This window comes from Tsukamurella ocularis (genome assembly GCF_024807615.1).
GTDB lineage: Bacteria > Actinomycetota > Actinomycetes > Mycobacteriales > Mycobacteriaceae > Tsukamurella > Tsukamurella ocularis.
On sequence record NZ_JANUCJ010000003.1, the window covers coordinates 912,271 to 926,049 of the forward strand.

The following is a 13,779-nucleotide window of genomic DNA, read 5'->3' on the forward strand; positions in this document are numbered from 1 at the left end:
GTCAATCCCTGGTTGTCTGAAATTCTCATCCCCAAACCTCGTCGTCTGCCTCCGCTTCGTCCCTGCGTACGCCGTTCCAGGCCACCTGGACGATGTCCGACGGGGCCCCACGTCCGGGGTGGAATCGGCCCCGGCCAGGGATGCCGAAGCGTTGCCCACGCTCACCTGCGATGTTCACGTTGAACTTGTCCGCGGACAGGGCCAGCGCCATCGGGCTGTGGGTATCGAGGTACTGGATCAAGGGATCCGAACTGGCCTTGTACAGGTACTCCGCGTCGTTGAGCACCACGATCACGTGGAAGCCGCGAATGACACCGTCGTTCATCAGCTTCGCGGTCTGGGTGATCGGGTTGGTCCGATCCCCGCGCGCGACGACCGCGTCGTAGTCGTCGATGATGAGGAAGACCTCGGGACCGGTCCACCAGTCGCGGCGTGCGAGCGCCGAGCTGTCAGCGGCGTCCGGCACCTTGCGATAGGTCACCTTCTCGGGGTCCGTCTCACCCTCGCCCATCCAGTCCACGAGCTTGTCCTGCCAGCGACGCAGGAAATCGTAGAGGTCGGAGCCGTGCAGCCCGAGGTTCTTCGGGTTGGGCGCGAAGGCGCCGCGGTGCACCCGCTTGGGATCGAGGAGGGCGATCGCACCGTCGTCGATCGTCGGGTACCGGCGGCTGATCGCCTCGATGAGGGTGTGCACGAAGGCAGACCGTCCGGAGCCGCTCTCGCCGACCACGTACATGTGCGCCTCGCGGCCGAAGTCCGCGACGGCGGGGCCGGCGTCGGTCTCCCGGACACCGAAGGGCAGCCGGACGCGCTCGCGCGCGCTCGCCTCGGCGGGGAGCACCGAGAACAGGTCCCTCTGCAGGACCACCTCAGGCAGCGCCAGCAGTTTCGGCGCCTCGGCGCCGGAGGTGTTGGCGCGGCGGATCCGGTCCACGATCTCCTCGATGCCGTCGCTGAGCGTCTCCGGCGAGGCATCCCCGTCGGCGCGGGGCAGCGCAACGAGGGCGAGCAGCTCCCGGTCGGTGGTGATCACGTGGCCGGCCTTGTCGGGCACCGCCTTGTTCCGCTGCGAGTTCACGACGGACATGTCGTAGCTGGCGGTGGAGACGCGGCCCTCGATGATCGTGTGCATGTGGCTCGCGAGGCCCCGGAGCACGGTGTTGCGGGCCGTGGTGATGACGAAATGGATGCCGTAGTTGAGGGCGCCCGAGGCGAGCGCCTCGAGCACTGCCACCTTGTCTTCGAAGACCCCGCCCTCGGTGACGGCGGCATCGAAGCCGTCGATCACGATGAAGACGTCCCCGAAGGCGTCCTCGGCGATCACCTCAGCCCCGGGGTCGCTACGCAGCCGCCGGTACTCCGCCATCGAGTTGACGCGGTACTTGCGGAAGAGTTTGACGCGCTGGTCGATCAGATCGGACATCTGGGAGACGATCCGGTTGATCGCGTCCTCCTCGGACCGCGTCGCGATCCGGGAGACGTGCGGCAGGTCCTCAAGACGCATCCAGCCGCCGCCCGTGTAGTCGACGACGAAGAACTGCACCTGCTCGGGCGAGTGGGTCAGCGCGAGGGAGGTCACCAGCGTCATCGCGGCGGTGGTCTTGCCCTTCTGCGGCGCGCCGTAGATGAGCACGTTTCCCTGGCCGCCCGACAGATCCAGCTCCCACACCGGCTGCTGGTGCTTGGCCGGGTCGTCGAAGACACCGAAGGGCGTCTTCAAGGTCGCGGGGGTGCTGACCTTGGGCGCCACCCACTCCTCGGCCCCGAGCGACGGTGCCAGGATGTCCAGGGTGGTGGAGGTGAGCTCGGGGAGCCACGGCTTGTACGCGGGCCGCGCAGGAGCCGTGGTGAGCAACTCCTTGACGACCGTGAAGACCGTCGGCGCGGCGAGCAACTCCTCCTCGGTGCGCACGATCTCGTCGTCCACGGCGATCTCGACCTCGAGGTCCGGGATGTCCACCCGGCGCGCGGTGAAGCCGCGGGAGGAGAGGTCGTCGGCGGTGGGCTGCACGATCTCCCGCACGACGGGCTCGGGCGCCGCCTCGGGCGCGAAGTAGGGCTTGCCCGTGAATCCCGCGTAGAACCGGATCAGGTCGTCCTCGTGGAGCGTCTTGATGAGGCCGTTGCCGGGCTTGCCGGGCAGGTTCTTGGCGTCGGGGACGCCGATCACCGCGCGCGAGTCTCCGGCGGTGCCGGTGCGAAGGGCGATGTGGTAGTGGATGTTCGACTCGAGGCCGCGCGAGCGGGCCATCTCCGCGTTCTGCGAGGCGAGCAGCAGGTGTACGCCCACGGACCGGCCGACGCGGCCGATCTGGCTGAAGATGTTCACGAATTCGGGCTTGGCCTCGAGGAGCTCGGTGTACTCGTCGATGAGCACGAGCAGGGCCGGCATGGGCTCGAGGTCCGGGCAGTGACCGGACTCGCGGGCCTTCTCGTACTCGGTCAGACCGATGATGTTGAAGGACGGGTAGCGCGCGGCGGCGCTGTCGAAGAGCTGCTGGCGCCGCTTGAGTTCACCGGTGATGACCTCCATCATGCGGTCGACCATGCTCTCGGACTTCTCGAGGTTGGTGACCACCGCGGCGACGTGCGGGATGTCCTCCATGCCCTGATAGGTCGCGCCGCCCTTGAAGTCGACGAGCAGCAGGTTGAGCATCGACGGCGGGTGGAACAGGCAGGCGTCGAGGACCAGACAGCGGAGGAACTCCGACTTGCCGGAGCCCGAGGTGCCGATCATCTCTCCGTGCGGGCCGGTGCCGCCCTGGCTGGCCTCGCGCATGTTGAGGAAGATGCGCGTGCCGTCCGGACCGAAGCCGATCGGGAAGTTGAGACGGCGCGGATCGTCGAACCGCTTGATCCGCTGCCAGAAGTCGACCACCTCGATCGCGCCGGGATCGTCGACCTGCACCAGGTTGGCCCAGTCGCGGCCGGTGTCCTGACGCTCCTTCGACAGCAGCGAGGCGGTGGTCTCGAGCTCCCACCGAGCGAGCTTGCGCGCGTTGGTGTGCGCGTCGACGAGGTCGAGGTAATCGGCACGCGCGATCTCCTTGGGCGCCTCCAGCGGGAGGTCCGAGTCCCACCGGGTCACGATGCCCGCGGAATCCACCTCGAGCAGCACGGCGTGCGGGAACGAGTCGATCACGCCGTCCGGCGGCGACATGAGGACGAACGTGACGTCGGCCAGCGAGGCGATCGCCTGATCGGTCATCCGTGCGCGCTCGGCGGATTCCACGATCACCACGGTGTGCCGGGTGCGCCCGGTCATCTCGGACTCGGTGGTGAAGGGTCGGGAGTAGTCGACGATGCGGTCCGCCTCGGCGGCCGGCGGTTCGTCGCCGCCGGCGAGTTCTTCGAGGAGGTCGGTCCAGTTGCCGTAGATCATCCGGCGCGATCCGAGTGCGTCGATCAGCGACGGATGCTGTGCCTGCGGAAGCCATTTCAGGTACTCCCAGCGGCCGCCGTCGGGAGTGTCTACCACCACGGCGAAGCGCAGCCGGTCGGGGCCGTGCGTGATCGCGAGGTGGTTCAGCATCGCGCGCACCATGCCGGCCGACCGCTCCGGATCGCCACCCACGCCCAGCACGGGAACGGTGCGCAAGGTGAAGGCCAGCGGCATGTCCGCGATGGTCGAGTGGGTGTGCAAGAACTTCACGGTCTCGATCCACTGCACGGGGTCGAGGAACTCCCCCTCGGGCGCCTCGGGCGTGAGCAGCTTGGCCTTCGGCACGATGCGGCCGCGGCCGTAGCGGGCCGCGGTGAACCTGGTCTTACGCTCGGCGTCGCCGCCGTTCACCTCCCACATCCGCTCGGTGCCGATGAGCGACGCCGCCACGGCCGGATCGGGGTAGGCGTGGGCCAGGGCGTCGAAGTAGTTGCGGCCCCGGGAGAGCGCCTTCTCACGCGAGGTGCCTATCGAGCGGCTGGCCTGCTTGCGGTCGTGCAGCAGCTGCGCCTTCGATTTGTTGCCGCTGCCGCCGGGGCCCCCGCCCATGTAGGCGAACATGCCGAACAGCAGCATCATCGGCATGAGCAGCATGACCGGGTTGAAGCCGCGATTCATGCGGATCATCATGAACAGCATGCCGAGCACGGCGACCACCATGATGACCGGCATCATCACCGTGCGCCACTTGCCGGGTGGGTCGACCTCGTCGATGGTGTCCGGGGTGCGGACCTCCACCTCCTTCTTGACGACCCGGGGCTCCTTCTTCGGGTGGAGCGGGGGCTCGAAGACCTGCCTACTCACTACTTCCCCTTCGGGTCGAACTTCGCGACGACGGGGTCCTGTGCGCCACCGTCGTGCTTGATGGACGCGCTCGCCTGCGAGAGCGTGGGGCCCTGCGCGAACAGGCTGATGATCGTCCACGGCGCGGGCACCGGGTTGCTCAGGCCCAGTGCCTTCGCGGACGAGCCCGGGTCGTTCGAGCCCTGATCATCGATGCCGTACCGGATGCCGGTGTCCGCGATCCAGAACTCGCCGCTGTGCTCGCGCGAGTCCTTGGCGGAGCCGGTGGCGTAGACGTACCGTCCGCTGTTCGCCGGCAGGTACACGTCGTCGGCGATGGTGCCCGCCGAGCCGGGTGCGCCGATCAACGCGATCCGGGCGGCGCTCTGCTGGGAGGTCAGCGGCAGCGTCCCGGCGACCAGGACCTTCTGCTCCGCGGTCGGCGCATCCCCGTCGTGCGACCAGGTCATACAGGTCACGGGATCGCTCGTCGCGTCCTCGATCCGTACCTTGCCCGTCGGGAAGTGGTCGACGGCAATCCGCCCGCCCACCTTGGGCCACTGGTTCGCCTTCGACGCCTCGGTCTCGACGACGCCGCTCTTGACGGGCGAGACGGTCTGCAGGACCGCCGCCGCGGTCTGGCTGACCTGCTGGATGCCGTCGGCGGCCACGACGTAGTAGGTCCACCCGCCGTCGACGGTGGCGACACGCAGCGTAGTGCCGACGAGTAGCTTCTCGGTGTTTGGGAAACGCACTGGCTTACCGAGATCCGTGATCTGCGGGACGTCGATCGGTTCCCGCGCCGCGAGCGCGTTGAACAGGCCGGGCGACATCGGGATGACGCGCTGGCCGATGCCGATGCCCAGCGCCTCGCGGATCGCGGAATTGCCGAGGTCGAGCCGCGAGCGGGCCACGATCCCGTCGTCGGAGTAGACGAGCCAGGTCTGGTTGTCGAAGGCGACGACGCGGGCGCGGTCGCCGGTCAGCTCGTCGGTGCCGTCGGCGGGCGCGAGGGCGCCGCCGATGATCGTGACCTTGACCGCGGAGGTGGCAGTGGTCGGCAGCCCCGTCGACGGGTCGAGCGGCACGGCCGAGCCGGTGGCCGTGCTGTCGCAGACTGCCCACTGCGATATCCGACTGGTCGAATTGCGGATCACGGTGGGGGCGTACGGGATGCCCACCATCGGGCCGCGAGGCAGCTTCTCGATCTCCGCTGACTTCGCCAGCACAGGCTTGGCGGGCGAGCCGATGATGAGCTGGCCTGAGACCACGTTGGGGATCGGGCTGAGCGCGTCGCCGACCTTGACGTACAGCGCGCCGGTCTGGCTGTCCTGGATGATCTCGCCGTCACCGACCTTGCCCGCGGGGAAGATCACGGCGCCGATCACGCAGCCGAGGACGACGACCAGACCGACGGCGAGCGCCATGTACAGGGGCGAGCCCTGGAACTTCTTGACGTCGTCGATCCAGCGCGTGTCACGGCGCACCAGCGCCTCCTCGTTGCGCCGCTGCAGGTAGGCCTCGCCCGATTTCTGGTACTTCGAGGTCAGTCGGAACCCTCGGACCCGCTCCTGCAGGCCCGATTTCGGGTTCGACGGATCCGGAGTGATCTCAGCCATTCGATTCCTCGTGCCAGCTCGTCTCCAAGAGATGCCATTGCGACCACGGGAAGTTCGGCGACACCCGCAGAGTCTCCTCGTAGGCCAGGCGCACGTCCTCGAACTCGAGCGTGCGCAGCAGCGTCCGCTTCTCCTCCGACGGGAGCGCCGACCGGTCGATCGCGCTGACCCGGAAGTCGCGGAAGCCCCGCGCGGAAGAGATCACGGTGCGCACGAAGCGGGCGTTCGACATCAGGTCGATGCCGGAACACAGGCGGCCCTTGAGATCGAGGGCGCTGACCTCGGCGAGCCGCTTGTTGTGCTCCTCCAGGTATCCGCGCACGCCGGCGCCGAGGTTCTCCCCGCTCTTGGCCGCGACAGACTCGGCGATCTCCACCAGCTCCTCCGCCGTGAACGAGCTGAACGAGATCCGCGTCGGGAAGCGCAGCGGGAGGCCGGCGTTCACCTGGAGCAGGCGGTTCATGTCATCGTCGTAACCCGCGAGCACCACGACCACCTTGTCACGCAGAGGCTTATCGCCCTCGTTCTCGATCCGGGCCAGCAGCGCCTCGAGCGCCTCGCGGCCGAAACGGGAGGCCTGATCCTCGCCGTCTCCGGCGACGAGGCCGTACGCCTCATCGAGGAAGAACAGGCCACCGCGAGACTCGTCGACGAGCTTGTTGGTGCGGATGCCTGCCTGGCCCACGTAGCCCGTCATCATGTCGCTGGGTTGATGCTCGTAGACCTCGGGCTTGGCGATCACGCCCAGGCCGTAGTACAGCTTTGCGAGGATCCGCACGCCCGTCGTCTTACCGGTGCCCGGCGGACCGGTGATGATCGCGGAGAGACGCATCTCCTCCTCGCTGTACTCCTCACCGAGCTCCTCGCTGAGTTCCTTGCGCTCGCGGTCCATCTCGACCTTCGAGGCGAGGCGGCGGATCTGCGACTTCACATCCGGACTGCCGACGAGGGCGTCGAGCTCGCGCCACGCGTCGGCGAGGACCACGTCGCGCTGCCGGTCGAGGCTCTCCTGCTCGATCTCCTGCGCCGTCGTTCCCGTGGTCGGGTCCCACGGATCGGTGCGGGTGTTCATCGACTGCGCGGTGACCACCTCGAGGGAGCCGCCCGCGGCAGCGTGGTCGAGGTCCGGGCGCGAGGAGATCCAGGCGCGGGCGTCACGCAGCAGCTTGGCGGCGCCGTCCTCGTCTCCCGTCGCCCGGAGCGCATAGGCCTGGGTCACCAAGAGGCTCGCCTGCACCAGTTTGAAGTCTTCCGAGGCGAGCGCGGTCTTGGTCGCGGAGAGCGCTTGGTGGGCGTCGCCCGTGCCGACGAGGGCGCGCGCGGTCAGCGCGGTGACACCGAGCTGCCAGAAGCGGACGGCACCGTCGGACTCGGCGGACACCCAGAGGGGCTCGCGGCTGTCGGCCACCGTCGAGAGCACCTCGGGCCAGCGACACGCGAGACCGAGCAGGCAGATCCACAGGTAACGCAGGTAGTTCCGCTGAGCAGGCGAGTCCGCACTCACCTCGCGCTGTAGCCTCGTCAGTTCCTCGGCGGCCTCGGTAAGCAGGCCGGCCTGCGCCAGGATCACCGCGGCGCCCGCGCGCGCGTAGATCACGTCGGTGACGGGCATGCCCAGCTCGACGACCCCCATCTGCACGGGGATCTTCAGTCCGAGAGCGCCTTCGGCGGGGTCGACGACCATTCCGTTTCGGCGCAGTTCTACGCCGAAGTTGCGGGCCGAGTTCAGCAGTCCGCGGGCCGCAGCGGGGTCGCTGAGCTGCGATCGGTCGACGGCCATCAAGCCGATCCACGCATCGCACATCGTGGGGTCGGCCTCGACGGCAAGGCGGAAGGCCTGGGCCGGTTCGCGGGTGTCGGTTCGGGCCGCGAGCGATCGCAGCCCGAGCGAGAAGTACCGCTGGGCAGTGGGATTGGAGGTCGTCATCGTGCTTGTTCGGAGTCCTGATCCTGGCTCGAGAGGAACCGTGCGTAGGTCCAGGCGTACACCGCCGACTCGATGTCGTGGTACGCCGCGGCGAGGGTCGCGACGAGGATCGCCCGCTCCAGCATCCGGTCGCGCAGGCGCGCCGCGTCCGGCGCGGGCGCCGTGAGGTCCTCGGCCGAGGCCGGCGTCCGGTCCAGGACCAGCGCATCGCCGAGAGCACGCTCGTCGGCGTGCAGCTGCTCGAGGACCGCGGGCGGGACGTCGTCGCGCTCATCGAGGAAGCAGCGGGCGTCGATGCGGGCGGCCTCGATCCCGATCGCGTGCTCGGGCGCGATCGGCTGCGTCTCCAGGTCCCGGATCAACGCCCGTGCCTGCCGCTCGGCCTGCTCGCGATCGAGCGACCGGATGTGCTGCAGGCGAGCAGGTGAGACGGTGGCCTCGAACCGGCTGCGACCACCGGGGAGCACCGCGCCGGGCCGGAGCACGCCGACGACGTTCTCCTCGCCCACGACCTCGGCGTACGCGCGGCTCGGGTGCGTGGTCGCGACCGCGGTGAGCGTGTAGCCGTCCTGCTCGGCGTACTCGATGAGCTGGCGCACCGGGTCGTCGATCGACGCCCAGCGGTAGCCCGCCGGCATGTTCCAGAGCACACGGACACCAGCGGGGATCACGACTCCGGGCGGCAGCCAACCCGCGTCCGACGTGGTGACGGCCATGATCGTCTCCGCGTCCTTGACCAGAAGACCTGCGGCCCAGTGCAGTCCCGACTCGGGAGTGTGCGGGCCGCCGCGCAGCGACCCCAGGATGGACGCGACCGCGTCGTGCACCTGTTGCACGACCGGCGATACCTTCTCCCGCAGCACCAGCGGCTCTATACGGCCGAGGATGGCAGGTCCGGTAGCGAGCACCGGAGCGGGCTTGGCGGGTGCCGTGAGCTCCTCCGCCTGCTCCTCCCCGAGCGCGGAACGGGTGGGCTCCGCGGGTGTCGCGGACTCGCCCTCCGGGGGCACGACGGGGTCCTTCGCCGCCACGAACGCGGCGGGCGCCCTGCGGGCGGGTTCGACCTTGGTGGCGTTCGCAGCCTTGAGCAGGTCCGAGAACTTGACGGGACCGGACTTCCGCACCGGCCTCGCCGCCGCAGCAGCGAGTGACCCGACCGGATCGGCGGGCGCCGCAGCCTCCTCGGCGGGCGCGGCTTCCTCCGGTGCGGCCGCGACCGGCACGGCCCTGGAGCTTCCGCCGTCGTCCTGCTGCTGCTCACTGACGGTGTCGCCCGTCGCGACGGAGCCCTCCTCCGGGCCCTCGCCGACGGCCTCGTCGGTGTCCGCCTCGTCGGCGCCGGTCTCGTCGGTGTCTGCTTCGTCGACGTCAGCCTCGCCGGCGTCGGCCTCGTCGGCCTCGCCGGCCTCGTCGGCGTCGTCGGCGTCGTCGGTGCCGGCCTCGTCGATGCCGGCCTCGTCGGTGTCCGCCTCGTCGGCGCCGGTCTCGTCGGTGTCTGCTTCGTCGACGTCAGCCTCGCCGGCGTCGGCCTCGTCGGCCTCGCCGGCCTCGTCGGCGTCGTCGGCGTCGTCGGTGCCGGCCTCGTCGATGCCGGCCTCGTCGGCGTCCGCCTCGTCGATGCCGGCCTCGTCGGTGTCCGCCTCGTCGGTGTCGGCCTCGTCGGCGTCAGCCTCGTCACCGGCCGGGCCCTCGTCGGTGCGGTCATCGATGTCCGGCTCGACGTCGGCGATCACGTCTTCGTCCTGCTCTTCCGACGCCAAGAGGTCGTCCGCCTCGGCGTCCAGCTCGTCGGCGAAGTCGACTTCGGCATCAGCCGCCGCATCGCCCTCCTCCAGGGCACTGTCGTCGAGGTCGTCGAGGTCGTCCGCACCGGGATCGTCGGCATTGTTGAGCTCGCCTGCGAGGGGATCGTCGGCATCGGTTGTCTCGGGGGGAGCGTCGCCACCACCACCGGGAACGCGTCCGAACGAGAGGAAGTCGCCGTCCATCGCATCGGCACGGGTGTCCTCGTGTTCGGGCAGCGGGCCGTCGATCGCCCCGGACAGTGTCATCGGGGTGCCGACACCGGCACCCAGGGCCTCGCTCGCTTCGCTGGCCACGATCTCGGCGGGCGTTGCAGGGAGGGGCAGGAACTGGGTCGGCGCGACGACGGGGATCGGACCGCTACTGGGCCCCTGCACGGCGCTCTCGCCCGCACCGGGCGTGCGACCGAGCGCTAGGAAACCGTTGACCAGGGGCTGCGGCACGACGGGGACCGCAGCATCGCCAGCGGACACGCTCGCCGACGGTGCAGGCCCCAGGCCGAGGAAGCCGTTCGCGATCACCGGCGCATCGATGTCGGCGGACTCCTCGATCCCCTCCTCAAGAGGCGCAGCCAGCAGGGCGGCGTCCTCGACCGGGTTCTCCACGACGGGCTCTCCGGCGATGGCCTCGTCCGGAACGGACGCCGTGGCCCCGGCGTGGGGAACTGCCCCCGTGGGAGTGCGGCCGAAGGACATGAATCCGGGGTCCATCGTGGCCTCGTCGCCGGAGTCGGCGAAGGCATCCAGCGCTGCGGCCGCGGCGTTGTTCGGGGCTGCAACCTCACGCTCGGCGGACACCTGGCCGTGTGCGGATTCATGACCGTTCGTCCCAGCGTGACCGTTGACGGCCCCCAGTCCGTTGACCGCCTCGTGACCGTTCGCGACCTCGTGGCCCGTGGCAGCGTCGTGACCGTTCGCGACCTCATGACCGTTCGCGACGGCAAGGCTGTCCTGGCCGGCTCGGGTGTTGCGGATCGCGTACCCGCTGCGGGCGTGTCCGTTCCGGGCGACACGGCCGTTGCGCTCTGTGGCCTCCGCGCTGGCGCCGGGTACCCGGCCGAAGGCCATGAACCCGCTGACCAGGGCGGCCGCGGGCTTCTTCGTCGAACTCGTGGTCTCCGGCGTGACCATCTTTTCGGCCACCTCAGCGGCCCGTGCCCGGGCATTCGCGATCAGCTCGGCGATCCGGTCGGCGGGGTCGATGCCAGCCTGCGCGGACTGGAGCTGCGCCGCCTCGATCTCGGCCTCGACCTGGTACACGATCTCCGACTGCTCGAGATTCACCTGCTGCAGACTGCGGGCGAGTTCACCGAGCGCGTGCGAGACGTGGACCAGCGACTCGCCCACGCGGACGATGCCGATGAAGCTCTGCGCCCACTTGCCCGTCTCGGACTCCAGGAACTCGGAGACGTCGACCTCTGCCAGCTGCGCGGTGGCGGTAGTGCCCTCGCTGGCGACGCGGAACGCGTACGACGAGGCCTGGGCGGCGGACAGGGCCCGCGACGCGAGGTCATCGGGCGTCACCTCGTCTTCCCAGATTCCTTCCAGGAGGACGTCGGCGTGGGGGGTATCAGGGCGATCGATCACTTCGACACCTCACTTCATGCCGGGCGCGGCGCAGCGGCCGCGACGAACGACGTGCTCACGATGAAACACTCACAGTCGACGGGGTCTCGACCCACAGCGACGAGCGCGGAGCGGAGCTGCTCCCGGCCCCGCGACGCGACATACCGGCCGCGGTGAGGGCCTCGGCGGCCTCGAGCTCGGGCATGACGTCGTCGACGAGGTCCTCGATCGTCCCGACGATCCGTTCGCCGTGAGAGCTCGTGCAGCCCACCGAGGAACTGATCGACGTCACGGTCGATCGCAACTGCGCCGTCGCGATAGCTGCGCGTGCCTCGATGGCCCGCGAACCGGCGCTCTGGCCGAGGTTCGCACCGGCGTCCGTATCGGAACTCAATGCCACCCTCCCGTCCTGCCCAGCCAGACGGCACACACGTACCGACTGAATTCGTTGTCGCAAAAGAATGTACCACTCGTATTGCAACTGCACTTCACTGAAGCCGTCCTTGTTTGACCGCAAGACGACAGGTCAGGGCCCACAGGATCGTGATCGACAATTTCGGTTGTCGGTCACGTTGTGCAAGGTCCCGGGTCGTGACCCTGCGCCGTGATCCCAGGTCTCCGTGCGGCGCCGAAGCGCCGTTTCGCAGATTCCCTAGAACACGTTGCACCGGAATCGAGTTAGCACCGGGCGACCTGGCCGGACAGGGAATCACCACCCCGCAGCCGTTGAACCGGGCATCACCCAGCTCCTCGTGCGAGTCTTTCGTGAGCATTCGCACCGGCCGCGAGAATTCAGCTTCACCAATTCTCATTCGGCCGCAGCCTACGGGTGGCTCCCCCCGACGGCGACGACTCGCGTTGTCGCTTCCACGACGTTCGAGCGCGCGGCGGCAGACCTCATGGACAGTGCGGTATCCATCGCCTCATCACGGCCGGGACGCCGCGGGCGCGCGCCACGCGACGTGAACGATCAGGCGACCGCGCGGGAGACGGCACCGAGCGGATCGGTGTAGACACCGTCGAGCGCGGCGGCGCCGGCAGCCTGCTGCTGCACACGCCCACCCGCACCGCTCACGCGGACGGCCCGGCCGGGCTCGGCCGAAGTGGCCTTCAGCGCGGCGGAGACGTGCGGGAGTATCGCGGTGTGGTCGGTGAAGGCCTGGCCGCCCAGAATCAGCCGGTCCGGGTTGAAGATGTCGGCCACCAGCGCGGCGGCCTCACCCAGTACCCGGCCGCGCTCGGCGACGATGGCCCGCGCGGTCTCGTTGCCACCATCGGCCAGCTTGTGAAGATCCGCAATAGTACGAACCGAAAGCTTTTGCGCGCGAGCAGCATCCACGACAGCAGTATCGGTGACGGCATCCTCGAGGCGGCCAGTGCGCTTCGGATCGAGCAGCTCGACGTTGCGCGTCGGCAGGTGGCCGATGGTGTGCGGCCCCGACTTCGGCGAGTGCACGGCACCATGCAGCGCCAACGCGACGCCCACCGTCTCGCGACCGTAGAAGTACAGTGTGGAGCCCTGCGACTCGTACTCCTCGGAGAGGTGCAGCTCGGCGGCGGCCATCGCCTCGACGTGCGGGGCCACCGTCACGGGCAAGCCGATTGCGCCCGAAAGGCGTTCGCCCAGAGCGACGTCCTTCCAGCCGAGGCGCGGGTGGTCGGCGACCACACCGCGGTCGTCCACGCGGCCGCCAATGGCGACGCCAGCGCCCAGAACGGTACGACCGTCCCACCGGGCGAGAAAGCGCCGCGCGCTGGTGGCGATCACCGACAGCACCTCGCCGGGCTCGCCGCTCTCGGGCGTAGGGATCTGGATGGCGCCGATCACCTTGCCGGCGACGTCGTGCATGGTCACCGTGCTCACCCGGAAGCCGATGTGGATGCCCAAGGCGACGGGGCCGTTCGGGTCGACCTCGAGCGGCAGACGCGGCCGACCGACGACGCCGCTCGCCGCGCGGTCGGCGCGCTCGCGCACCAGACCGGCCTCGATCAGCGCCGTGACCTGGCGATTCACAGTGGCGGCCGACAGCTGTGTCTCGCGGACAATCTCGTCGCGAAGCACGAGGCCGCCGCGGCGGATGACACGCAGCACGGCCGCCGCGGGCTTCTCCGAGACCCGCAGCTGAGGGGCGAAGACGCGGGCGGGGGCGGCGGTGCGGGCCGGGCGCTCGCCGACGGTGGGCCGGGCCAGAGGGTTGCGCGGTCGGGCGACGCGGGCCTGCGCGGGGCGGGCCTGCGGGGCGCGGTTGGCAGAAGCGGCGGGAAGATCAACGACGGTCATGGTTCCTCGAAGTGTGTGCGTACGCCGCGACCTCCGGGGCTACCCCGGGCGCTGGCGTGAAATGGAGTTGTCGAAGGAGATCAGCCCAGGTGAGAGGGCCGGCAGAATTGCGAGCGGGAACGCTCAGCAGCAACACATTCGACAGTGCACGCGAACCATGGGGAGACGGCAGCCCAGCGCGACGGTCTCATAACCGACGCGCAGATGGGCCTCAAGACTCCCGGACATGTGTTGAAAGTAGCACCCCGCACCGCCGGGCGCACAAGCGCAACGAGCTGAATTGCGATGCACGTCACATCTTGGTTGCCCCGCCTCTCTTCCCAAACCGGCCCGTTCCGGGGTCGCGGCGAAGCATTCGC

Annotated in this window: 6 protein-coding genes; all 6 read right to left on the reverse strand. The window is 69.4% G+C overall.

The window, feature by feature from the left end; translation table 11 throughout:
* Positions 1–25 precede the first annotated feature (25 nt).
* The 6 genes from eccCa to HNP44_RS15860 all read right to left on the reverse strand — a co-directional run bounded on the left by eccCa (position 26) and on the right by HNP44_RS15860 (position 13,420).
* Entirely contained in the window at positions 26–4,246 is a 4,221-nt protein-coding gene (eccCa, locus tag HNP44_RS15835) for a type VII secretion protein EccCa (RefSeq protein ID WP_259141984.1), read from the reverse strand.
* Entirely contained in the window at positions 4,246–5,844 is a 1,599-nt protein-coding gene (gene eccB / locus HNP44_RS15840; RefSeq protein ID WP_259141985.1) for a type VII secretion protein EccB, read from the reverse strand. Before eccB ends, eccCa begins: the two co-directional genes overlap by 1 nt.
* The gene (locus HNP44_RS15845; protein WP_259141986.1) at positions 5,837–7,771 is read right to left on the reverse strand and encodes an AAA family ATPase; all 1,935 of its coding nucleotides are present in this window, start codon (positions 7,769–7,771) and stop codon (positions 5,837–5,839) included. Before HNP44_RS15845 ends, eccB begins: the two co-directional genes overlap by 8 nt.
* A complete protein-coding gene (locus HNP44_RS15850; protein ID WP_259141987.1) occupies positions 7,768–11,097 on the reverse strand; it encodes a DUF5632 domain-containing protein in 3,330 nt (1,109 codons plus the stop codon). Before HNP44_RS15850 ends, HNP44_RS15845 begins: the two co-directional genes overlap by 4 nt.
* A gap of 118 nt (positions 11,098–11,215) precedes the next feature.
* Positions 11,216–11,539 (reverse strand): hypothetical protein, encoded by a 324-nt coding sequence (locus tag HNP44_RS15855; protein WP_259141988.1) that lies wholly within the window; start codon positions 11,537–11,539, stop codon positions 11,216–11,218.
* Positions 11,540–12,109: 570 nt separating this feature from the next.
* Positions 12,110–13,420: an ROK family transcriptional regulator gene (locus HNP44_RS15860; RefSeq protein WP_259141989.1), complete on the reverse strand. Its 1,311-nt coding sequence runs from the start codon at positions 13,418–13,420 to the stop codon at positions 12,110–12,112.
* Positions 13,421–13,779 lie beyond the last annotated feature (359 nt).

Bases quoted from the DNA above. Each gene is read 5' to 3' on its own strand.
- HNP44_RS15845 (WP_259141986.1), bottom strand. From the start codon at position 7,771: ATGACGACCTCCAATCCCACTGCCCAGCGGTACTTCTCGCTCGGGCTG.
- HNP44_RS15860 (WP_259141989.1), bottom strand. From the start codon at position 13,420: ATGACCGTCGTTGATCTTCCCGCCGCTTCTGCCAACCGCGCCCCGCAG.
- eccB (WP_259141985.1), bottom strand. From the start codon at position 5,844: ATGGCTGAGATCACTCCGGATCCGTCGAACCCGAAATCGGGCCTGCAG.